Here is a 20,795-nt window from a genome sequence, read left to right on the forward strand (position 1 = left end):
GTTCACCTGGTTGATGAGTCACCGCCTGGTGTCTCGGCATGATCGCGGTGCATGAACCACCATCAACGGTCACGACGTGGTTGACCACTTACCGCGATCCGCCTCAGCCTCGAAACGGTGCGTCATCAACCGCTGTCACCCAGGAACCGTGGTTGACTGCTCACCGCGCCGGGGTGAGGCGATGGATCAGAGCCAGCCCATCGGGTTCACGGTCTGACCGTTCTGCAGCACCATGAAGTGCAGGTGGCAACCGGTCGAGTAACCGGTCGTGCCGACGTAGCCGATGACCTGGCCGCGCTGCACCTGCGAGCCGACGCCGATCGGCGACGGGGAGTTCATGTGGTTGTAGGTCGTGATGACGCTGACACCACGCATGACGCCGTGGTTGACGATGACACGGTTGCCGTAGGCGCCGTTGAAGTAGGACTGGATGACCGTGCCGGATGCGGCAGCGCGGATCGGCGTGCCGCAGCCGACGCCGAAGTCGGTGCCGTCGTGCAGCTTGTACACACCCGTGACCGGATGACGGCGCATGCCATAGGGCGAGGTGATCGGCCCGCTGACCGGGTGGCTCAGGGTGTTGCCACCACCGCCGCCGCCTCCGCCGCCGCCCCCACCGGGGTTGCCGCCGCCTCCTCCGCCGCCACCTTGGTTCTGGGCCGCTTCGCGTTCGCGCTGCTTGCGCAGCTCCTCGGCCACGATCGCCTGCATCTGACGTTCCAAGGACGCGCGCTCGGACTCCAGTGCCGCCGCCAGCTGCTCGTCCTCGGCCTTGGCCGAAGCCGCCTCACGCTCAGCCGAGCGACGCGTGTCGACGAGTTCGGCGACCTCGGCCGCCTGCGCCTCGGCCGCAGCGGTCAGCTCCTGCATCCGCGCGACATTGGCCTCAGCTTCCTTCTTCTGCGCGGCGACCTGGTCACGCAGCTCCTCCACGCGCTGCCGCTCGAGTTCGAGCATGACGCGCGAAGCATCGAGCTCCTGCATCTTGCCGATCTGCGCATCGCCGACCGAGTCATTGGCTTGGACGCGGTTGGAGAAGGTATTGGGGTCCTCGCCCTGTAACAGCTCACTGAAGGCGCGCAGACCGCGATCGCCCTCCATGACGCTGTCGACGGCGAACTGCTCGACCTCGGACTCCGACGCCGCCAAGTCCTTCTCCGCCTTATCGACGCGCGCCTCGGCGGCCTCGAGATCGGCTTCGGCCTTGGCCAGCTGCTCACGCAGCTCGGCATCGCGTGCCTGGGCGACCGCGAGCTCACCGCGGGTGGTGCTGAGCACGCCCTCAGCCTCGGCGAGACGAGCACTCGCGGCGTTCAACGCCGAACTGGCATCTTGGTAACGCTGGGTGGAGTGCTCGAGGGCGGCCTGCGCCTGCTGGCGCTTCTGATCGTTCTGACCCTGTTGACGACGGACATCGTCCTTGGAGTCGGCGAAAGCCGACGGCGCCGTGAACCCGACCAGAAGGCCGAGCACCAGCACCGCCGCGAGCAACGGTTTGCGAGCAGTCGCAAGCATCGTCTGAACATCCTCGATCCGGGGAAGGTCCCTCGCGGGACGGAATCGAACTCGTGTGACTGGTGTGACTCTACGTCATCACCACCCCCTGACGTCCAGGGGCGCGCGGAAACTCTCTACCCGAGATTGAGACCTGCGGTCAGACGTTGAGGTACTTGCGCGTCATCACCAGGGTCGGGATGAGCGCCAGCAGGATGGACAAGGCGGTGGTCCAGCCCATGACCACGAAGGCGTCCTGCCATCGGACCCAGGTCGTGATCGTGCCGAGGGTGTCGCGCAGATAGCCGTAGACCACGAAGTACATGAAAGCCGCCATCCCGCTTGCGGCCAGCGCGGCCGAGACGAGCGCGGCCACCAGCGATTCCAGCACGAAGGGCAACTGAATGTGCCAGCTGGAGGCACCCACGAGACGCATGATGCCGATCTCGCGACGGCGGGCGAAGGCGGTCATGCGGATCGTGTTGGAGACCTGCAGGATCGCCGCGATGATCAGCAGCAGTGCGGTGCCCAGCGAGGCCCACTGCAGCTTGTCGAGCATCTCGAACAGCGGGCCGAGGAGCTCACGCAGCGAGTTGACATTGCCCACGCCGTCCATGCCGGACACCTGGCTCACGACGCCGTCGAAGTCCTGCGGATCGGTGAGCGTGACGTAGTAGGACTCGGGGAACGAGTCGGGTCCGAGGGTCTCCAGCTGACGCTGGCCGGTCTCGGTCTGCCCGAGGAGCTCACGGGCCTGCTCGTAGTTCTGCTCGGGGCTGCGCACCTCGAAGCTGCGCACCTCGGGATTGGAATCGAGGGCGTCCTGCACCGCCTGCTGCTGCTCCTCGGTGGCCACGCCGTTGACGCAGGTGGCCGCCGGTGAGTTCTGCGTGCAGAGGTTCACCTGCAACTGCAGGCGATCGCCGAAGTACTGCTCGGTGCGATCGGCCTGGGCCTGGATCAGCAGGCCCAGCGATGCCAGGAGCAAAGAGACGGACATGGTGACGATCAGCGAGATCGTCATGGACGCGTTGCGGGTCAGACTCGCGCGCAGTTCGGAAAGGATCGCTCGCATGGTTCTCAGTTCTGGTAGCCGTAGATGCCGCGTGCCTCGTCGCGGACGAGGCGACCCTCGTCGAGCTCGATGACGCGCTTGCGCATCTGGTCGACGATCGAGGAGTCGTGCGTGGCCATGATCACGGTGGTGTCGGTGCGGTTGATGCGGTCCAGCAGCTTCATGATGCCGACGCTCGTGGTCGGATCGAGGTTGCCGGTCGGCTCATCGGCGATGAGGATCTTCGGCCGGTTGACGAAGGCGCGTGCGATCGCGACGCGCTGCTGCTCGCCGCCGGAGAGCTCCTCCGGCATCCGGTGGCCCTTGCCCTCCAGGCCCACCATCTCGAGCGTCTCGGGGACGAGCTGGTCGATCTCAGCGCGCGGCTTGCCGATCACCTGCAGCGCGAAGGCGACATTCTCGGTGACGGACTTGTTCGGCAGCAGCCGGAAGTCCTGGAAGACCGTGCCGACCTCGCGGCGGAGCTTGGGGACCTTCCACGACGAGAGCTTGTCGATCTCCTTGCCGGCGACGTAGACGTGTCCGGTGCTGGGACGCGTCTCGCGCAGGATCAGTCGCAAGAAGGTGGACTTGCCCGATCCGGAGGCGCCGACGAGGAAGACGAACTCGCCCTTGCTGACCTCGAGGTCGATGCCGTCGAGGGCCGCGCGCTTCTGCCCGGGATAGGTCTTGCTGACCTTGTCGAAGCGAATCACCCGACCGAGTGTAGGTGGACGACCTGAGAAAACGACGCAGGCGCGGAACGTCCGTGGCGTCCGCGGGCTCGATGTGACGACCGTCTCGCGCGGTGCCGCGTCGTCGAGGGACTCCCGATCACGCGTCTCGACGGATCAGCTGTAACGCCCCGGCCGCCGTCACCACGACGACCCAGGCGAGCAGGACCGCTCCCCCACCGACGGGCCCGAGCACGCGGTCGGAGAACTCGAATAGCAGCTCGCCGGCGCTGCTCGGCAGCCATCGCGCGTGCTCGGTCACCTGCTGGAGCAGCGGCGGGATGAGCAGCACGAGCATGAGGCCGGCGACTAGCGCCGGGGCGAGGGATCGGGCGATGAGCGCGAGGCCGTGTCCGAGCAGACCGATGAGCACGAGATAGAGGACCGCGCCACCCAATGACTGTGCCTCGTCGGTCCCGATCCGCAGCTCCGCGCCCGTCGCGACGCCGGCGACCAGCCCGGCGGCCAGACTCGTCGCAGCGGTGATCAGCGACGCGCCGGCCGCGACGGCGACCTTGGCCAGAACCAGGGTCCCGCGCCGCGGGACGGCGAGCAGTGTCGTGCACCGCTGACGGCCGGCGTACTCCTGCGCCACCGGCCAGATCCCCATCACCAGCACGCCGACCTGCGCGAAGCGCACCGTCTGCGTGGTGATGTCCACCGCCGAGGAGCTCGCATCGGGCGTCGCCGCGAACGCCGCCGCGAGCAAGGCGACGGCGCCGAGGGTGATGAGGAGTGTCCAGACCGCGGCCGGCAGAGTCCGCAGCTTGACCACTTCCGCACCGACCGCCCTCATGCCGCCACCGCCTGAAAGAAAAACACACTAGGCCGAAGGCGGCATGAGAGACCATTCATCGGTCGCTCGCTGCGCTCGCTCATGCGTCCCGCCGGTTCATTACGATGCCGGCGACGGCGAGCAGGCCGAGCGCCCAGGCCGTCATCACTAACGTTCCCGGCACCATCGCCAGCTGGGCATCGTCGATCGACTGTCCGATGCCGTAGCTCAGGAGGCGGAAGCCGGACGTGTCGGGCAGCCAGAAGGCGAGATCGGTGACGCGGCTCAGCAAGAAGGACGGCGGCAGTACAGCGCTGTTGACGATGAAGAAGACCAGCGGGATGACGCCGTTGCGCGTCAGGACGGTGACCGCGAGAGCCATGATCGAGATGAGGAGCCAGTAGACGACTACGGCGCCCGCGCGGCGCAGCCCCTCGTCGAAGGCGACAGGCGGGCCGGCGGAATCGCCCAACAGCGCGGCGGCGACACCGAGGCAGACCCCGATCGCGATCGCGGCCGATGGCACGACGACGACCACCATCGCGACCGCCTTGGCGACGAGCAGCCGCGTCCGCGAGCCGATCGCGATGAGCGTCGTCGGTATCTGCCGGCCGCCGCCCGCGTCAGGGCTGTTGGCCGTGTACTCGCTGCCGACCAGGACGACCGCGACGACCACCGACCCGACCACGCCGAGCGGTGCACCGTAGAACGCGACATCGAAGGCAGAGTCGGTGGCGTCGTCACCACGCGCCGAGAGCGCGTTCAGCACGGTGAGGGCCACCATGCTCAGCACCATGACGCCGCAGCCCACCAAGGTCGCGGGCAGGGTCACGGCCTTGTGGAGCTCGGCCCGGAGCGCACGGATCATCGCATTCCCTCCGATCCACCGGTGAGCGCGAAGAAGGCGTCCTCCAGGTTCTCGTAGCCTCGCGTCACGTCGGCGAGGGGGCCCCAGGCGACGACCCGGCCACCGGCGATCACCACCAGATCGTCGGCGATGCCCGCGACCTCGCTCATCAGGTGGCTGGACAGCAGCACCGTCCCACCGTCGTCGGCGTGTCCGCGCAACAGGCCGCGGATCCAGCGGATTCCCTCCGGGTCCAGACCGTTCACGGGCTCGTCGAGCACGAGCGCCTCGGGCTCACCGAGCAGCGCCGCCGCCAGACCGAGGCGTTGACCCATGCCGAGCGAGAAACGGCCCACACGCGTCCGTGCGGCGTCGGCGAGCCCGACCTGCTCGAGCACCTCGTCGACGCGGCGCGGGTCGATGCCTCCGGCACGCGCGATCCACGCGAGGTGGTGGCGTGCCCGACGCGAGCGATGGGCGCCGGAGCCGTCGAGCATCGCCCCGATCACGCGGGCCGGATCGGCCAGCTCCCGATAGGGCCGGCCCGCGACGAGCGCCCGGCCGCCGTCGGGACGATCGAGGCCCAGAAGGACGCGCAGGGTGGACGACTTGCCGGCGCCATTGGGGCCGAGGAACGCGGTCACCCGCCCCGGACGGGCTTCGAGGTCGACGCGATCCAGGACGGTGCGCGCTCCGTGGCGTTTGACGAGGTGCTCGATCTGCAGCATCTCTCCATCCCAGCGCGTCGGGACCCGTACCGTCATCGGTCCGACGACCGGACCTGGTGGCGGGGCGTCGGACCACGGTCTCTCGGACCCAGGTCCGATGTCAGGGGTCGGTGCGCGACCTAGAATCAGGCGCGTGGACTCCGCCGACCGGCCGACCTGGCGCTCGCGGGCCTGGCCGGCCGCCCTCGGCACCTTGGGCTTGCTGACCGCCGGCCTGCTCCTGGTCGGTGTGGACAGCAGGGCGGGTGCCGTAACGGTGGCGCTGGTGGCATTCGCCGCCTCCGCGGTCGTCCTGGCATGGGCCCTCATCGCGACTCGTCGCCAGCGCCGGGCCTATGAGGACCGGCTGACCGCGTGGGCACACGAGCGGGCGGCCGCGGCCGAGCGGCTGCGCATCGCCCGTGACCTGCACGATCTCGCGTCCCACGGCCTCGGCCTGATGACCGTGCGTGCGGCCTCCGCGCGCGGACTCGAGGGGCCGGAGGGCGAACACGAACGGGCGCGGGCATTGGCCGATATCGAGCAGGCGGGACACGAAGCGACGACCGAGCTCCGGCGGATGCTGGCGGTGCTCCGCTCCCCCGGCGATGTGGCGCCGTTGCGCCCCGCGGCCACCCTGGCCGACTTACCCGAGCTGATCGAGGGGGCACGGGCATCGGGTGTCCGGGCGCAGCTGGAACCGACGGATGTGGGCCGCGTATCGGCCGGCGTCCAAATAGCGCTATGCGCCGTGGTGCGTGAGGCTCTCGCCAACAGTGCCCGGCACGCGGGGCCGACGACCGCGACCGTCGAAGTGCGCCGCGAGGGTGCCGACATCGTCGCGACCGTGTGCGACGAGGGGCCCGCCGCGGGATGGGTGCCGCACCGAGGGGCCGGGCACGGGCTCACCGGACTGCGCGAACGGGTCGCGGCTCTCGGCGGGCTGCTGATTGCACGGGAGGACGGCGGGGGCTTTCTCGTCACGGCGCGGATCCCCGACAGTCCCGGGCGGACATCGTGACCGCGTCGGTACGGGTGCTCGTCGTCGACGATCAGGCCCTGCTGCGGCACAGCCTGCGCCTGATCGTCGACGGCGCGGACGACCTCGCCGTGGTCGGCGAGGCGGCGACGGGCGAGGAAGCCGTGGTCGAGGCGAGGACGTCGCGGCCCGATGTCGTCCTGATGGACCTGCGAATGCCCGGTGTCGACGGGATCGAGGCGACACGGCGAATCCGGGCCGACCCCGATCTGGACGGGACGCGGGTGCTGGTGCTGAGCATGTTCGAGCTGGACGAGTACGTCAGCGGAGCATTGCGCGCCGGTGCGAGCGGCTTCGTGCTGAAGGACTCCGGACCGGCTCAGCTCGTCGATGCGATCCGCCGGACCCACGACGGGGAGTCGCTGTTCGCGCCGGCGATCCTCGCGCGGATCGTCGGCCACTACCTCGACCGGCCGGCAGCGAGCATCCAGCGAGACCTGCCGGCCGTGACCACGCGCGAGACCGAGGTGCTCACCCTCGTGGCACGCGGCCTGTCCAATGACGAGATCGCCGCCGAGCTGACGATCTCGATCAAGACGGTCAAGACCCATATCGGCAGCCTGTTGTCCAAGCTCGGCGCACGGGACCGCGCGCAACTGGTGATCGCGGCCTACGAGCACGGGCTCGCCGGGGGCTGAGCGTCAGCGCAGCGGCACGAAGCTGAACGTGCCGTGGCGGGTGACGTCGACGTCGCCCTCACGACGCCTCACCCGGAGCATGTCCGCGCCGACGGGTACCACCATCACGCCGTCCTCGGCCAGTTGGCCCACGAGGGTGGACGGCAGCTCGCGCGCGGTGGCGGAGACGAGGATGCGGTCGTAGGGGGCCAGGTCGGGTGCGCCGAGCACCCCGGCCTCGGGCTGGCGGATGCTCGTCCACTCCATGGCGTATCGGACGAGGTTCTCCGAGCCGAAGCGGACCAGCTCCGGTTCGAGCTCGACACCGACGACGAGCCCATCGGGTCCGGCGAGACATCCGAGCAGCGCGGTGGTCCATCCCGATCCGCTGCCGACATCGAGCACGCGGTGACCGGGGCGGACATCCAGAAGCTCCAGCATCACCCGCACGGTGTAGGGCTGGGAGTTGGTCTGCCCCTGACCGATGGCGATGGGTTCGTCACGGCCGGCGTCATCGCGCCGGTCAGGTGGCAGGAAGTCCGCCCGATCGACCTCGGCGAACACCCGGTCGATAGCCGAGTCCTCCATGTCGCGAGCCTACGCGCCCGCGGATCAGATGTGGCCGCTTGTGGCCCGGTCTGCGGCCCCCGGACGGGCCATAGGCGGCCACATATCGAGGGCAGATCCCCAGCCGCCCGGATACCGAGACGATCTCGACATCCGGACTCCTGGCATGAGACCCGCTGGATGTGGCCGGTTGTGGCCCGTCTCGCCGAGGCAAAACGGGCCACAACCGGCCAAAAGCTGGACTCGGAGGGTCAGGCGTTGGTCTGCTGGCCGCGACGCCAGCGAATGCCGGACTCGACGAAGTCGTCGATCTCGCCGTCGAGCACGGCCTGGGTGTTACCGGTCTCGTGCTCGGTACGCAGATCCTTGACCATCTGATACGGGTTGAGCACATAGTTGCGCATCTGGTCGCCCCACGAAGCGGCGACGTCGCCGCGCAGCTCATCGAGCTGGGCACGCTCCTCGGCCTTCTTGAGCGCGAGCAGCTTGGCCTTCAAGATGACCATCGCGCTGGCCTTGTTCTGCAGCTGCGACTTCTCGTTCTGGCAGCTCACCACCACGCCGGTGGGGATATGGGTGAGGCGGACCGCGGAGTCGGTCGTGTTGACGCTCTGCCCGCCCGGACCGCTGGAACGGTAGACGTCGACGCGGATCTCCTCATCGGGGATGTCGATGTCGTCGGTGGCCTCCAGCACCGGCACGACCTCGACCGCCGCGAACGAGGTCTGCCGGCGGCCCTGATTGTCGAACGGGGAGATGCGCACGAGGCGATGCGTGCCGGCCTCGACCGACAGCGTGCCGTAGGCATAAGGCGCCTTGATGGCGAAGGTCGTGGACTTGAGCCCCGCCTCTTCGGCATAGGAGGTGTCATAGATCTCGACCGGATAGTCGTGGCGCTCGGCCCAGCGCACGTACATGCGCTGCAACATCTCCGCGAAGTCGGCGGCGTCGACACCACCGGCACCGGACCGGATCGTCACGAGAGCCTCGCGCTCGTCGAACTCACCGGAGAGCAGGGTGCGCACCTCAAGGCTCTCGATCGCGCTGGCAAGTCGGTTGATCTCCGCCTCCGCCTCCGCACGCGAATCGGCATCCCCCTCCTCGGCCGCGAGTTCGAGGAGCACCTCCACGTCCTCGAGCCGCTGCCGCAGGGAGGTGGTGCGCTCGAGTTCGGCCTGGAGGACGGACAACCGCCCGGTGACTCGTTGTGCATTGGCCTGGTCGTCCCACAGGTCCGGCGCGCCGACCTGCTCCTGCAGTTCGGCGATCTCGGCGCGGATCGCATCGAGATCGAGCACCTTCTCGATCGACGCCATGGTCGCGTCGAGATGCTTCAGACGTTCGGACAGATCAGGAAGAGCCACCCTGGCAGGTTATCGCCTGGCGTGAACCCGCAGCCACTCACGTGGCTTCGGAAGGTCACGGACCGGCGAAGCGTAACTGCGCCGTCGATTCGGCGGCGATGTCCACCTCTCCGTTCCATCCCGGTGGGCGGAGAGGGAGCACATAGCGGCGATCGAGACGGACGGTCACCATGTCGCCCTGCACCACCACGTCCACTCCGGTGTCGAAGGGGACCACCGATCGCGTCAATGCCGATGCCTCACGCAGATCGAGAACGATCGTGGATCCGGCATCCCCACCGAGATACAGCTGATCACGCGCCAGCCCATCGGCCGCGGTGAGCGCCGCCCTGTCAGCGAGGTTCATCAGATCGCGCCGTTCCAGGAACGCGGCCGAGGCGTTGACGACCACGACGGTCAGCAGACCGAGCACCAGCAGCAGGCCGATGGCCAGGACCGTGGTGTTGCCCTCATCGCGCCTCATGGTGCCCCGCGATAGGTGCCGAACGGTTCGGTGTGGGTCGAGCTGATGTCGATACCGGCGAGCGAGCTCCCCCAGGCATCGGGAACCAAGGGCAGCGGCTGCCGCGTCGTCACGACCACCTCGACGCGCCCACCCGGCTCGAAGCACGCCGGAACACAGCGCAGTTCGATCTCCGGCCGCACGTCGACCCCGAAGTCTCGCCAGGTCAGATCCGCCGCGCGATGAGCCAGCTGGTGGGCGGTCGACTCGTCAGGCGCCTGGACGAACGCTCGCGTCGCCGCAGCACTCGCAGTGGAGGCGGCATACGCCGTCCGCTGGGTGTCGAAGACCGCCACGACGGCATAGACGAAGGGGACCAACAACAGCACCACGAGCCAGGTCAGCTCGATGGTCGCGCTCCCCCGCTCCGTCACGGCTCTCCCTGGATGACGGCGTGACCGGTCACCGTGACCGGGACACCCGGGCCGGCCACGCCGAGCGGCGGGACTTCCGCGTGCATCGTGACCTCGACGACGGGGAGCCCGTCGAGCGTGGTGCGAGTCGCAGCGATGTCCTCGGCGAAGCGCGCCGCCAGCGTCGTGTCGGCGAGACGTCGCGCACTCTGCTCGGCATCGGCGACACTGGCTCCGAGCGGCGCCCCGGCACGAGCTCCTTCGGTGGCTGCCGCGGTCAACGTCGAGCGCACATGCGCGACCAAGGCGAGCTGGACGATGCCGATCGCGATCGGCAGTACCAATGCGAGCGCCAGGACGAACTCCGGCACCGCGGCACCGCGCTCACGCGTCATCCCCCGACGGCGCTCAGAGCGCTGTCGAGCATCGCACTGAGCCGCGGCCCGGCGATCGCCGTCAGCGCCGCCACCAAGCCCGCGGTCATGATCGTGACCATGACCCAGCCGGGCACGTCCCCCTGCTCATCGCGGGGCCGGTCGATCCATCGTCGCAGCATCATTCTTCCTCTCTTCGGGGTCAGAAACCGGATGTCAGGGTGAGGCTGACCCACCCGGGGTAGAAGGCGAAGATCACGGTGACGGGCAGGACGAGGAAGACGACCGGGATCATCATCGTGATCTCCCGCCGGCCCGCGGACTCCACGAGCGCGCGTCGCCCGGCATCGCGGACATCGGCGGACTGCGCATGCAGCACGTCCACCAGCGGTGTGCCGCGTTCTACCGCGACGGCCATCGCCTCGGCGAATCGCGCGATGCTCGGAACCCCCGTCCGGCGCCCGAGCGCGGTGAAGGCCTCCGGTACCGGCGTGCCCGAACGTATGTCGGCGAGGAGTCGCGCGAACTCGTCTCCGAGTGGACCGCGCAGCCGCGCGCCGACCCGTTCGACCGCGGCCCGTGGGCTCTCCCCCGCCGCGACGGCCAGGGCGAGCAGATCAGCCGCGACGGGGAACTCCCGCACGAGCCGTTGCTCTCGGTCCCGGACCTGGGCGGTCAGTCGTTGATCGCAGCCGAAGACTCCAGCCAGGCCGCCGGCGAGGCAGAGCACGAGCAGCGGCGCCAGGGTCGCCCCGCGCGCGGACGCCGCCAGCGCGACGGCGAAGGCCACGCCGAAGCCGGCCAACCCCCACTGGGCCTGCCGCATACGGAAGTCCTCGAGATCACCCCGATCCCCCGCACGCACGAGCCTCCTGGAGACGCTCGCCCCGCTGCCGACGATCTCGCCCACCGCGGTCGTGCTCGCGCGCCAGATCGACGTCAGTCGAGGACCGAGGGACTCCACCGCAGGATCGTGCACCCGTAGATCGCGCACATAGGGCCCGACACGTGCCATCAGCGCCGGACGACGGTTCTCGCGCCACGCCACGACCACCAGGACGAGCCCCATGCTGAGCAGCAGGCCGATGACCGCGCCGATCATGCGAGCACCCGGTCTTCCAAGGGGAGCCGGCCGGCGCGCAGCATCAATCGGTAGGCCACCAGACAGCTGAACGCGCCACCGACGAGCACGGCGACGCCCATCGGCTCCCCGAACCGCCCGATCACCTCGCGCTGGCCGCTCATGAACACGAGGACCAGCCATGGAGCGGCGACGGCCAACCTGGCACCGGAGACGGTCCACGATTGACGCGCCTCCAGCTCTCCCCGAGTGCGCTGATCATCGCGGATATATCCCGCGAGTGAGCGGAGCATTCGTCCGAGGTCTCCCCCACCGACCTCGCGGGCGAGTCGGAGCGCCTCGACGACACGATCACCCGTCGGGTCCGCCAAACGGCCCTTGAGCAACTCGAGGCTCTCCACGAAGCGGCCGGAGGACTGATAGTCGCGGGCGAAGGCCGCGAACGGTTCGCGCAGCGGTTCGGGACCGTGCTCGGCCAGGCTGATGACCGACTCAGGAAGCGACATGCCCGCGCGCACCGCTGATGCCAGCTGGTCCACCGCGTCCGGCCAGGCCTGAGCCTGCTCGCGGCGCCGGCGCCGCTCCACGCCGTGGACGATCGTCACCGGCAACACCGCGGCGGCGAGACCGGCTATCGCACCGATCACCAGGACACCGGTGATCGCCGTGACCAGCAGCCCGCTGATCAGCCCGAGCAACGTCCCCACGCCGAGCCAGGTCCAGGGCACTCGTCGGGAACGCGATCGCCGCCGGGTGGCCGCCCCGGGGTCGCTCGCCGTGAGGATGAGCAACAGCCCGATCCCGGCGGTGAAGCCGATCAGTGCACCCATGCCGGCTCCTCGCGTGTTCGTCGGCCCGCCATCGCGTCGTACACCGTCTCGGTCTCGATCACGTCTCCCTCGATCCGGCCGGTGACACGGATGACCTCGCGCACGGCTCGGCGACCGTCCGCGGCGATGGCGGTGTGGACCACGAGATCCACGCACGAGGCGACGGTGGGCACCACGAACCGCGCGGAGATGTTCTCACCGGCGAGCAACGGCAGCGTGCACAGCTTGGTCAGCGCCTGCAGCGCGGAGCTGGCGTGGACGGTGGCCATGCCCGGCAGGCCGGCGTTGAGCGCCAGCAGCAGGTCGAGGGCCTCCGCGGCGCGCACCTCGCCCACGATGATCCGGCTCGGCCGCATCCGCAGAGCCTCTTTGACCAGGGTGCGCAGCGTGATCTCCCCGGTGCCCTCGAGGCCGGCCTGGCGCGTCTGCAGCGCCACCCAGTCCGGGTGAGCGCAGCGCAGTTCGAAGACCTCTTCCACCGAGATCAGTCGCTGGCTTCCCGGGATCGTGCCGGCCAGACAGTTCACCAGGGTGGTCTTGCCGGCTTGGGTGCCGCCGGAGACGACGATGTTGTTGCCGTCCAGGACCGCCTCGCGCAGCAGCGCGGCGAGCTCGGTGTCGATCGTGCCGAGCGAGATGAGGTCTTCGAGTGAGGATGCCTTGGTGACGAACTTGCGGATGTTGACGGCGGTGAAGTCGCGCGCAATGCCGCTCAAGGCGACGTGCAGACGATGCCCGCCGGGCAACATCGCGTCGACGAAAGGCTGACTCAGATCGAGCCGGCGCCCGGTGCTCGAGAGCATCCGCTCGACCAGCTCCCGCACACGCTCGGCGGTGAGCCGGACCGATGTCAACTCGTGTCGGCCGTCGCGAGCGATGAAGACGCGATCCGGTTCGTTGATCCAGATCTCCTCGACGTCGTCGTCATCGAAGAACCGCTGCAGCGGGCCGAAACCGGCCGCATCGGCCACCAGCTGCCCGACCACCACGTCGGGGTCGTCCAGCGAACGAACGGCACCGGTGAGACTCCGGGCCTCGTGCTCCGCCACCACATCGGCAGCCGCCGCACGCACCGCCTCGATGTCATCGGCCGGATCGATACGCCGCTCGCGCACGAGACGACGCACCTGTTGCGCCAAAGCCTGATCCACGGCCCCTTCACCCCCGATGAGAAACGGACCCTCGTGGCCGATCTTGCACGAGATGGTCCGCTTCGGGAAGACCCCACCGCCAGAATGTGGACAACCTCGACGCTCACCGCTTCGCGCCGGCGGGGGGAGACCGGAGGAGCTCAGGTCCAGAGCGTGATGGCGGCGACGATGCCCGCCGCCACCACCCCGGCTCGCAGCAGCGGTGCTGGCATTCGGCGCGCGATCCGCGCACCCGCGTACCCGCCGAAGATCGAGCCGACGGCCAGCAATGCCACCACCGCCCAGTCGATATCGGCCACCACCACGAAGACCGCTCCCGCGACCACATTCGAGGCCATGACCGATGTCGTCCGCAGAGCACCGATGATCCGCAAGTCGATGTCCAGCCCGATCGCGAGGACGGCGATCATCATGACGCCGGCCCCGGCGCCGAAGTAGCCGCCGTAGACACCCGTGAGCACGACGAACACGGTGGTCAGCGGAGAGAGCCGGACTCGAGCGGGCCGGTTCTCTCCCTCGGGATGGCGTGCCGCGAGCCAGCGCGAGATCCGCGGCTGCACTCCCACCAATAGACAGGTGCCGAGGATCAGCCATGGCGCCACCCACTCGAAGACGCTGGACGGCAGACCGAGCAGCAGCGCGGCACCGATACTCCCCGCGAGCCCGGTCAGGACGACCACCCGCACCGCCAGGCCACGCACCTGGCGCAGTTCCTCGCGGTATCCGATGACCCCGCCGGCGCCAGCCGGGATCAGGCCCACCGTGTTGGTCGTATTGGCGACCACCGGGGGAAGTCCGACCGCGAGCAGGATCGGGAAGCTCAGCAGCGACGCGACCCCGACCGATGAGCTGAGGATTCCGGCACCGAACCCGGCCGCGAGAACGAGCGCGATCTCGGCGGCACCCATCGCACCCTCCTCACACATCCTATTGGCTAGGCCACTGAACCACCCTCAGGCTGTTCTCGACAACCCCCGCACCGGCACGACGAGTCGGACGCTCGGCATCGAGAGCTCAGTCGAGCATGCCCTGGCATGCCACGGCTGCGGCAGTGGGGTCGCCGGCGATGATCGCCTCGGCGACGGCATCGAGGGCGCGCAGCAAGTCCGGAGACGCCTGCGGCGCGGGCGCCTGCTCGCTCATCATGTCGTCCAGATCGGCCAACAGCGGCGCATCGGCGAGCTTGCGGATACTCCGCATGGTGTGCTCGAAGGACCGCGGCCGCCCGTCATCGGCCAGCATCGCCAACCGTAGAGAGGACTGCGGGTTCACGGCAGCTGATCTTGCCATTCCAGCTAGAATCGCCTCCCGCGCGACCACGACTTCACGGACCGGACGGCCCTCGAGCCGCACCCCGCTCCCCGCGTCGGGGCTGGCCGGGGCAGGGTCACGCACCATCGCACCCACCCCGTGGCGGACCTCGACGCGACCTCGGGTCTCCAGCGCCGCGAGCGCCTGCGAGACCGTCGCACGGCTGACGCCGAGCTCCTGAGCCAACTGACGCTCCGGAGGAAGACGGTCGCCGCCGACCAGCCCCTGAGCCTCGATGAAGTCCGAGATATGGGCCGCCAGGCTCTCGTACAGGCGTTCGCGACGGACCGGCGAGAGACGGTTGACGGGGTTCTTTGCCACGGCTCCATCATAGATACTTCAGTGGCCGAGTTGCCAAGTGGCCTAGCCACTTGTCATAGTAGACGCCGTTCGCCGTATGACACCGGTCACACGAACCCGATCTGATCCCAACCCTCTGAGAGAAGTCCCATGTCTCACGCACTCATCGCGTTGACGGTTCTCGCCATCGTCTTCCTGGTCGCGACCATCCGCGGCGTCAACATGGGCGCCTTGGCGCTCGTTGCCTCTTTCGTCGTCGGCCTCAGCGTCTACGGCTCCACGACCGATGACGTATTGGCCGGTTTCCCCGCTGACCTCTTCGTGATCCTCGTCGGCGTCACCTATCTGTTCGCGCTGGCCAAGAACAACGGCACCGTGGACTGGCTCGTGCACGGTGCCGTACGCGCGGTCGGAGGGAGGGTGGCGCTCGTCCCCTGGGCCATGTTCACCGTCTGCGCACTCGTCACCGCGATCGGCGCCGTGAGCCCCGCAGCAGTCGCCATCGTGGCCCCCGTGGCGATGGGCTTCGCGCTCCGCTACGAGATCCATCCGGTCATGATGGGCATGATGGTCGTCCAGGGCGCTACCGCCGGCAGCTTCTCCCCCATCGGCATCTTCGGCTCCATCACCAACGGCGTGGTCGACTCCAACGGCCTCCCCGGCAGCCCCGCCTTCCTGTTCGTCGCGACCTTCCTCGCCGCGACGCTGATCGCCGTGATCACCTATCTGGCCTTCGGCGGGCGCGAACTCATCTCCCGGGGCCGTGAACAGGCCACGGTCAACGCGATGGGCGCCGAGGCGGAGGCCGCGAGTCACGAGGCGACGCGTCCCGGCCCGTCGGGCACACCGCACTCGGCGGTCGAAGCCGGCCGCAGCGTCTCCTCCGACGAGTCGGTCGAGGTCGACTTCCGGCTCAACCCGCAGCGGATCGTCACGCTCCTCGGCCTCGTCGCACTCATGGTGGGCGCCCTCGGCTTCGACCTCGATGTCGGCTTCACCGCGCTGACCATCGCGGTCGTCCTGACCCTGGTCTATCCGAAGTCCGCCAAGGGCGCCGTCGAGAAGATCAGCTGGGGCACCGTGCTGCTGATCGGCGGCATCGTCACCTATGTCACGCTGCTGCAGAACCAGGGCGTGGTCGACTGGCTCGGCGACCGTGTGGCCGATGTCGGCAGCCCGCTGGTCGCCGCACTGCTCATCTGCCTCATCGGTGCCGTCGTCTCGGCCTTCGCCTCGACCACCGGCATCATCGGTGCTCTCATCCCCTTGGCCGTGCCCTTCCTGCTCACCGATCAGGTCAACGCGATCGCTCTGATCGCCGCGCTCGGCATCGCGAGCTCGGTCGTCGACTGCAGCCCTTTCTCCACCAATGGCGCACTCGTGGTCGCCAATGCCGAGCCGCGCGATCGCGACATGGTGTTCAAGCGCCTCATGCAGTGGGGCATGTCGATCGTCGTCGTCGCACCTGCGGTCGCCTGGGCCGTTCTCGTGCTGCCCACAGCCTAGGAGGAGCTTCACAGCCGACTCACAACCAACGCATGGCCGGGTGCCACGTCCGGGGGAGATCGTGAGCGCATCAACGCACTCACCTGGCCGGACGGCACCCGGCGGCGCATCCGCGCCGTAGACGACGAAAGAGAACCTGACCCGGCCGCTGGGCACAGGGCCCAGACTTCCGCGGCGCCGCTCCCCGTCAATCCACCGCGCTCCCGTACTAACCTGGCGCAGGCCCCGTGCCCGCACGTACGCGATGCAGCCGGAGTGCGAGGTGGATCTCCAGGACCCGGTCCACGTCCTGCCAGTCGGTGCCGAGGAGCCAACCGACGCGTTCCAGCCGCTGCTGCACCGTGTTGCGGTGGACGTTCAACATCACGGCGGCCTGCTGCAGACTCCGCCCGGAGTCGAGATAGGCCTCCAGCGTCGCCACCAAGACGGTGCCCCGCCGCGCGTCATAGTCGAGGACCGGCTCCAGCACCGAGCCCGCGTAAGCGCTCAGCGAGGAGCCACCGTTCGTGCTCAGCAAGGATCCGATGAAGCCCAGCGATCCTGGTGTTCCCCAGCGGCGGCGGGCGGCGAGACGCTGTACCGCTGTCAGGCAGTCGCTCGCCTCCGCATAGGCCGCGACGAGCCCGTCCGGAGAGGACGCGACGGTACTCCCGCCGACGCGCGGGGCCTCGGGCCCAGCCTCGGCCAGCGCGGTCCACAAGGACTCGGCGACCGCCTCCGGCGAGGTCGACTCCGGACACGGGACGACGACGGTGAGCTGATGGACCGGCCGGCCGGCTCCGGCGAGCCCACCCAGCCTCCGGGCGAACCGCTGAGCCGCACGCAGGAACCCGGCGGCATTCGCGGTGGACTCGGCCCGCAGTACGACACACGGTGTTCGCACGTCCAGCCCGAACCGGCCAGCTCGTGCGACCGCGCGCGCCCCACGCTCACCCCCGGCCACGAGATCGTCGACGACCTCTCCGGCGACCCTCAGCTCGCCCTCGAAGATCGACCGATCCAGCAGGATCCTCAGCGCGCACACCATCGCGGCGCGTTCGAGCGTGCGTTCCTCCAGCGGGTTCAGGTCCGCGCCGGGCTCTCGGGCCGGTCTCACCAGGACGAGAGACCCGAGCACCTCACCACTCGCGACCACCGGGGCCAGCCAGCATCGCGTGTCACCCTCCCCCCAGCGCCTCAGGCGGCCTCCGGGCTCGGACGCCTCTCGCTCGACACGCGGAAGGCTGGCGGCCAGTTCCTCCGGCCCGCCGGCCAATATCGCTCCCTCGGCATCGCGGATGAGCACGCTTCCGCCGATGAGCGAGCACACCGCCTCGGCCACCGATTCCACGTCCGCTCCCTCGAGGAGCAACCGCATCATCCGGTCGTGTGCCGCACTCGACCATTCGAGGAGGTCGTTGTTGTCTCGCACGACGACATTGGCGTGCTGGAGCTCGGCCAGCGCTGTCTCTCGTTCGTCACGCACCTGCGCGCCGCTGAGCGCGAGAGCCGCGAAGGACGCCAGTGCGTTCAGCGTGCCCAAGTGCTCGGTCGAGATCGTCGTCGGGGACCGGTAGCTCGCGACGAGCACGCCGATCACCGTCTCACCTCGGAACAGCGGCGCGCCCACGAGCGTGCGGAGTCGCTCGGCTCCCACCGAATCGTCACCGGTGGGGTCGTGCGTGATGCGAGGATCGACCATGTAGTCCTCGGAGACATACGCGCTCCTGGTCGTCGCGACCAAGCCCGTGATGCCCGACCCGGACGCGGTCCGCTGACGCCGGAACGCCTCGGTGAAGGCACCCACGCACGTGCGGGTGGTGGCCATGCCGTCCTCCCCCAGGATGTTCAGATGGGCGACATCGCAACGCAGCTGCTCGCGTGCCGCCCGCGCGATGACGTCGAGGAGCTCGTCGACGGCCGACACGTTCAGCAACTGCTCGGATGTCCTCACGAGGGCCCGCAGCCCGTCCTCCCGATCACGGCGGGCCGCCGCTTTCCAGGTCAGCTCCGTCACCTCCTGACGCAGGTCCCCGATGGGCTCGCCGATGCGCCGCAGCTCCCGCTCCGCCTCGTCGAGGGCGGGCCCGGGATCGTCGAGACCCTCTACCGCGTTCAGCAGCCGACCGATAGCACCGGCGAGTGACCCAGAGCACATATCGAGGGATTAGATCATGGCCTTGAAGACATGTACACGGTCTCGACGCTTCGGCTTAACTTCTGTGCCATGCCCTCAGCGCCCCAGCCACTCTCGGACATCCGCATCATCGACCTGACACGTGCCCTGGCGGGCCCTTTCTGCACGACCCTGCTGGCCGATCTCGGAGCGGATGTCATCAAGGTCGAGTCCCTCGGCGGCGACATGATCCGGAGCTGGGGACCCTATGACGGCGATATCAGCCTCTACCACCTGTCGGTCAACAGGAACAAGCGCTCGATCGCCGTCGACCTGCACTCCGAGGACGGACGGGAGCTGTTGCACGACCTGGTGCGCGATGCCGACGTGCTGGTCGAGAACTTCCGACCGGGTGTCCTCGACGATTTGGGCTTCGGACCGTCGAGTGTCGCTCGCGACTACCCGGACCTCGTCGTCGCGAGTGTGAGCGGCTTCGGCCCCCGAGGACCACTGCGCGACGATCCCTGCTTCGACCAGATCGCCCAGGGCATGGCCGGCCTGATGTCGGTCACCGGCACCCCGGACGGCGAGCCGATGCGCTCCGGCCTCCCGATCGCCGACCTCCTCTCCGGGATGTTCACCGCGATCGGGGTCGCCGGCGCGCTCTTCGGACGCGAACGCGGTGGCGGTGGCTCACGCGTCGAGACCTCGCTGCTGGAGAGCGTCCTCGGCGTCATGACCTTCCAGGCGCAGCGCTACCTCAATCTCGGCGAGATCCCGCCACGGGTCGGGAACGAACATCCGGTCATCGCGCCCTACGGCGCGTTCCGCACCGAAGACGCCCCGGTCAACCTCGCGGTGGCCACCGACGGGCAGTGGAAGCGGCTCTGCGAGATCCTCCAAGAGCCCTCCCTGCTCACCGACCCGCGATTCGCCGACGGCCGCTCGCGCAGCGCGAATCGCCACGCTCTGAAAGAGGTGATCGAGCAGCGGCTGACCGGGCATCCCAGCGCCCACTGGCTCGAACGCTTCCGTACAGCCGAACTGCCGGCCGGTCCGATCCACGATCTGGCGGGGGTCTTCGACGACATCCAGATCCAGGCCCTCGAGATGGTGGCCGACTTCGACCATCCGCATCTCGGGCCGTCCCGCACGTTGCGCGGTCCCTGGCGGATCGACGACGTCCCCATGTGGATCCGGCGCCCCGCCCCTGGATTCGGCGAGCACACCGTCGAGGTGCTCACCGAGTTCGGGCTGTCCCCCGAGCGCATCGACGCTCTGCTCGCCTCCGACAGGGTGCGAGCCGGCGAACAGGTGAGCGGGCGGGCCGCCCGATGACGGCCACGAAGCCCGTGCGCGGCACCGTCCAGGACGGTATCGGCGTCGTCGTCCTGGACCGCGCGGGGAAGCACAACGCCCTCACCACGGACATGTGGAATCAGCTGCCGACTCTGCTCACCGAGCTGGTCGACCACGGGGCAGCGTGCATCGTGATCACGGGGGCGAACGGCTCCTTCTCCGCCGGGGCCGACCTGCGCGAGGTCTACCGTGCCACCCAGAGCCGTCACGAGGCCGAAGCCTTCTGTCAGGCCGTCGTCGGAGCGCTCACGGCGATCGCGAGCTGCCCGGTTCCCACCATCGCCCGGCTGAGCGGGATCGCCTCGGGCGGCGGCGCCGAGATCGCTCTCGCGGCAGACCTGCGCATCGCCGACGACACCGCGCGGTTCCAGCTACCTCTCGCCGGTCTGGGGGTCGTACCCGACCACTTCACCTACGAGCGCTTGGCGAAACTCGTCGGCAGCTCGACGGCCCGCTACCTTCTTCTCACCGCCGAGACCCTCGACGCGGCGGATTGCCTTCGCACCGGCATCGCCCACGAGGTCACGGCCCCCGAGGAGCTCGACCGCCGCATCGATCGCCTCACGGCACGGTTACGTCACCATTCGGCGTTCGCGCTCACCGGCATCAAGCAGATGGCCCTCGGCCACGAGCTTCGCGACGACCTGCCGCGGCTCTCGGCGCCCATGATCGAGTCGTTCATGGCCGGCGATGTCGCCCGCGGCGCCCAAGCATTCCTCAACTAGCGCCACCCGA

At 69.0% G+C, this 20,795-nt stretch carries 23 protein-coding genes; 5 read left to right on the forward strand and 18 right to left on the reverse strand.

Annotated features, from left to right (window positions below; genetic code table 11):
* Positions 1–186: 186 nt before the first annotated feature.
* The 6 genes from JL108_RS06775 to JL108_RS06800 form a co-directional block, all read right to left on the reverse strand.
* Positions 187–1,515: a M23 family metallopeptidase gene (locus tag JL108_RS06775; RefSeq protein ID WP_205197607.1), complete on the reverse strand. Its 1,329-nt coding sequence runs from the start codon at positions 1,513–1,515 to the stop codon at positions 187–189.
* A gap of 139 nt (positions 1,516–1,654) precedes the next feature.
* Positions 1,655–2,569, reverse strand: coding sequence for a permease-like cell division protein FtsX (gene ftsX / locus JL108_RS06780; protein ID WP_143914368.1), 915 nt, complete (start codon positions 2,567–2,569; stop codon positions 1,655–1,657).
* Between the two features lie 5 nt (positions 2,570–2,574).
* Complete coding sequence (ftsE, locus tag JL108_RS06785) at positions 2,575–3,264, reverse strand: cell division ATP-binding protein FtsE (RefSeq protein ID WP_143914367.1); 690 nt, start codon at positions 3,262–3,264, stop codon at positions 2,575–2,577.
* Positions 3,265–3,382: 118 nt separating this feature from the next.
* Complete coding sequence (locus tag JL108_RS06790) at positions 3,383–4,078, reverse strand: hypothetical protein (protein ID WP_205197608.1); 696 nt, start codon at positions 4,076–4,078, stop codon at positions 3,383–3,385.
* Between the two features lie 79 nt (positions 4,079–4,157).
* Positions 4,158–4,925 carry a hypothetical protein gene (locus JL108_RS06795; protein WP_205197609.1) on the reverse strand — a complete coding sequence of 256 codons (768 nt, stop codon included), beginning with the start codon at positions 4,923–4,925 and terminating at the stop codon, positions 4,158–4,160.
* Positions 4,922–5,632 (reverse strand): ABC transporter ATP-binding protein, encoded by a 711-nt coding sequence (locus JL108_RS06800; RefSeq protein ID WP_205197610.1) that lies wholly within the window; start codon positions 5,630–5,632, stop codon positions 4,922–4,924. Before JL108_RS06800 ends, JL108_RS06795 begins: the two co-directional genes overlap by 4 nt.
* Before the next feature lie 133 nt (positions 5,633–5,765).
* Here JL108_RS06800 and JL108_RS20185 point away from each other — a divergent pair, with 133 nt between their 5' ends.
* Together JL108_RS20185 and JL108_RS06805 are read left to right on the forward strand one after the other, a co-directional pair.
* Positions 5,766–6,632, forward strand: a complete 867-nt coding sequence (locus JL108_RS20185; RefSeq protein ID WP_307837212.1) for a histidine kinase — start codon at positions 5,766–5,768, stop codon at positions 6,630–6,632.
* Entirely contained in the window at positions 6,629–7,288 is a 660-nt protein-coding gene (locus JL108_RS06805) for a response regulator transcription factor (RefSeq protein WP_307837213.1), read from the forward strand. The genes JL108_RS20185 and JL108_RS06805 overlap by 4 nt, the downstream gene beginning before the upstream one ends.
* A 3-nt stretch (positions 7,289–7,291) precedes the next feature.
* Here JL108_RS06805 and JL108_RS06810 read toward each other — a convergent pair whose 3' ends face one another.
* The 11 genes from JL108_RS06810 to JL108_RS06860 form a co-directional block, all read right to left on the reverse strand.
* On the reverse strand, positions 7,292–7,855 hold the full coding sequence (locus JL108_RS06810; protein ID WP_205197612.1) for a protein-L-isoaspartate O-methyltransferase: 564 nt from the start codon (positions 7,853–7,855) through the stop codon (positions 7,292–7,294).
* A 230-nt stretch (positions 7,856–8,085) separates the two neighbouring features.
* Positions 8,086–9,198, reverse strand: coding sequence for a peptide chain release factor 2 (gene prfB, locus JL108_RS06815; RefSeq protein WP_205197613.1), 1,113 nt, complete (start codon positions 9,196–9,198; stop codon positions 8,086–8,088).
* A gap of 55 nt (positions 9,199–9,253) precedes the next feature.
* A complete protein-coding gene (locus tag JL108_RS06820) occupies positions 9,254–9,661 on the reverse strand; it encodes a pilus assembly protein TadG-related protein (protein WP_205196347.1) in 408 nt (135 codons plus the stop codon).
* Positions 9,658–10,074 (reverse strand): hypothetical protein, encoded by a 417-nt coding sequence (locus JL108_RS06825; RefSeq protein ID WP_143914358.1) that lies wholly within the window; start codon positions 10,072–10,074, stop codon positions 9,658–9,660. Before JL108_RS06825 ends, JL108_RS06820 begins: the two co-directional genes overlap by 4 nt.
* Positions 10,071–10,448 carry a TadE/TadG family type IV pilus assembly protein gene (locus JL108_RS06830; protein ID WP_205196348.1) on the reverse strand — a complete coding sequence of 126 codons (378 nt, stop codon included), beginning with the start codon at positions 10,446–10,448 and terminating at the stop codon, positions 10,071–10,073. The genes JL108_RS06825 and JL108_RS06830 overlap by 4 nt, the downstream gene beginning before the upstream one ends.
* The gene (locus JL108_RS06835; protein WP_205196349.1) at positions 10,445–10,612 is read right to left on the reverse strand and encodes a hypothetical protein; all 168 of its coding nucleotides are present in this window, start codon (positions 10,610–10,612) and stop codon (positions 10,445–10,447) included. Before JL108_RS06835 ends, JL108_RS06830 begins: the two co-directional genes overlap by 4 nt.
* Before the next feature lie 17 nt (positions 10,613–10,629).
* Positions 10,630–11,529, reverse strand: coding sequence for a type II secretion system F family protein (locus JL108_RS06840; RefSeq protein WP_205196350.1), 900 nt, complete (start codon positions 11,527–11,529; stop codon positions 10,630–10,632).
* Complete coding sequence (locus JL108_RS06845) at positions 11,526–12,338, reverse strand: type II secretion system F family protein (protein WP_205196351.1); 813 nt, start codon at positions 12,336–12,338, stop codon at positions 11,526–11,528. The genes JL108_RS06840 and JL108_RS06845 overlap by 4 nt, the downstream gene beginning before the upstream one ends.
* Positions 12,326–13,489: an ATPase, T2SS/T4P/T4SS family gene (locus tag JL108_RS06850; RefSeq protein ID WP_307837140.1), complete on the reverse strand. Its 1,164-nt coding sequence runs from the start codon at positions 13,487–13,489 to the stop codon at positions 12,326–12,328. The genes JL108_RS06845 and JL108_RS06850 overlap by 13 nt, the downstream gene beginning before the upstream one ends.
* Positions 13,490–13,629: 140 nt before the next feature.
* A complete protein-coding gene (locus JL108_RS06855; protein WP_205196352.1) occupies positions 13,630–14,397 on the reverse strand; it encodes a sulfite exporter TauE/SafE family protein in 768 nt (255 codons plus the stop codon).
* Positions 14,398–14,503: 106 nt separating this feature from the next.
* Positions 14,504–15,121, reverse strand: coding sequence for a FadR/GntR family transcriptional regulator (locus JL108_RS06860; protein ID WP_205196353.1), 618 nt, complete (start codon positions 15,119–15,121; stop codon positions 14,504–14,506).
* Between the two features lie 129 nt (positions 15,122–15,250).
* Here JL108_RS06860 and JL108_RS06865 point away from each other — a divergent pair, with 129 nt between their 5' ends.
* Positions 15,251–16,606: an SLC13 family permease gene (locus JL108_RS06865; protein WP_205196354.1), complete on the forward strand. Its 1,356-nt coding sequence runs from the start codon at positions 15,251–15,253 to the stop codon at positions 16,604–16,606.
* Positions 16,607–16,814: 208 nt separating this feature from the next.
* Here the strand turns inward: JL108_RS06865 and JL108_RS06870 are convergent, their stop codons facing one another.
* Positions 16,815–18,743, reverse strand: coding sequence for a helix-turn-helix domain-containing protein (locus JL108_RS06870; RefSeq protein WP_205196355.1), 1,929 nt, complete (start codon positions 18,741–18,743; stop codon positions 16,815–16,817).
* A 69-nt stretch (positions 18,744–18,812) separates the two neighbouring features.
* On the opposite strand from JL108_RS06870, the gene JL108_RS06875 reads away from it, so the two are divergent.
* Together JL108_RS06875 and JL108_RS06880 are read left to right on the forward strand one after the other, a co-directional pair.
* Positions 18,813–20,039 carry a CaiB/BaiF CoA-transferase family protein gene (locus JL108_RS06875; RefSeq protein WP_205196356.1) on the forward strand — a complete coding sequence of 409 codons (1,227 nt, stop codon included), beginning with the start codon at positions 18,813–18,815 and terminating at the stop codon, positions 20,037–20,039.
* Positions 20,036–20,785, forward strand: coding sequence for an enoyl-CoA hydratase/isomerase family protein (locus JL108_RS06880; protein WP_205196357.1), 750 nt, complete (start codon positions 20,036–20,038; stop codon positions 20,783–20,785). The genes JL108_RS06875 and JL108_RS06880 overlap by 4 nt, the downstream gene beginning before the upstream one ends.
* Positions 20,786–20,795 lie beyond the last annotated feature (10 nt).

Source organism: Aeromicrobium sp. YIM 150415 (assembly GCF_016918125.1).
GTDB lineage: Bacteria > Actinomycetota > Actinomycetes > Propionibacteriales > Nocardioidaceae > Aeromicrobium > Aeromicrobium piscarium.

Excerpts from the sequence above, each read along its gene's own strand:
- JL108_RS06880 (WP_205196357.1), top strand. The coding sequence starts at position 20,036 with ATGACGGCCACGAAGCCCGTGCGCGGCACCGTCCAGGACGGTATCGGC.
- JL108_RS06855 (WP_205196352.1), bottom strand. The coding sequence starts at position 14,397 with ATGGGTGCCGCCGAGATCGCGCTCGTTCTCGCGGCCGGGTTCGGTGCC.
- JL108_RS06840 (WP_205196350.1), bottom strand. The coding sequence starts at position 11,529 with ATGATCGGCGCGGTCATCGGCCTGCTGCTCAGCATGGGGCTCGTCCTG.
- JL108_RS06830 (WP_205196348.1), bottom strand. The coding sequence starts at position 10,448 with ATGACGCGTGAGCGCGGTGCCGCGGTGCCGGAGTTCGTCCTGGCGCTC.
- JL108_RS06795 (WP_205197609.1), bottom strand. The coding sequence starts at position 4,925 with ATGATCCGTGCGCTCCGGGCCGAGCTCCACAAGGCCGTGACCCTGCCC.
- JL108_RS06875 (WP_205196356.1), top strand. The coding sequence starts at position 18,813 with ATGCCCTCAGCGCCCCAGCCACTCTCGGACATCCGCATCATCGACCTG.
- JL108_RS06845 (WP_205196351.1), bottom strand. The coding sequence starts at position 12,338 with ATGGGTGCACTGATCGGCTTCACCGCCGGGATCGGGCTGTTGCTCATC.
- JL108_RS06800 (WP_205197610.1), bottom strand. The coding sequence starts at position 5,632 with ATGCTGCAGATCGAGCACCTCGTCAAACGCCACGGAGCGCGCACCGTC.
- JL108_RS06865 (WP_205196354.1), top strand. The coding sequence starts at position 15,251 with ATGTCTCACGCACTCATCGCGTTGACGGTTCTCGCCATCGTCTTCCTG.
- JL108_RS06810 (WP_205197612.1), bottom strand. The coding sequence starts at position 7,855 with ATGGAGGACTCGGCTATCGACCGGGTGTTCGCCGAGGTCGATCGGGCG.
- ftsX (WP_143914368.1), bottom strand. The coding sequence starts at position 2,569 with ATGCGAGCGATCCTTTCCGAACTGCGCGCGAGTCTGACCCGCAACGCG.
- JL108_RS06820 (WP_205196347.1), bottom strand. The coding sequence starts at position 9,661 with ATGAGGCGCGATGAGGGCAACACCACGGTCCTGGCCATCGGCCTGCTG.
- JL108_RS06790 (WP_205197608.1), bottom strand. The coding sequence starts at position 4,078 with ATGAGGGCGGTCGGTGCGGAAGTGGTCAAGCTGCGGACTCTGCCGGCC.
- JL108_RS06870 (WP_205196355.1), bottom strand. The coding sequence starts at position 18,743 with ATGTGCTCTGGGTCACTCGCCGGTGCTATCGGTCGGCTGCTGAACGCG.
- JL108_RS06835 (WP_205196349.1), bottom strand. The coding sequence starts at position 10,612 with ATGATGCTGCGACGATGGATCGACCGGCCCCGCGATGAGCAGGGGGAC.
- JL108_RS06775 (WP_205197607.1), bottom strand. The coding sequence starts at position 1,515 with ATGCTTGCGACTGCTCGCAAACCGTTGCTCGCGGCGGTGCTGGTGCTC.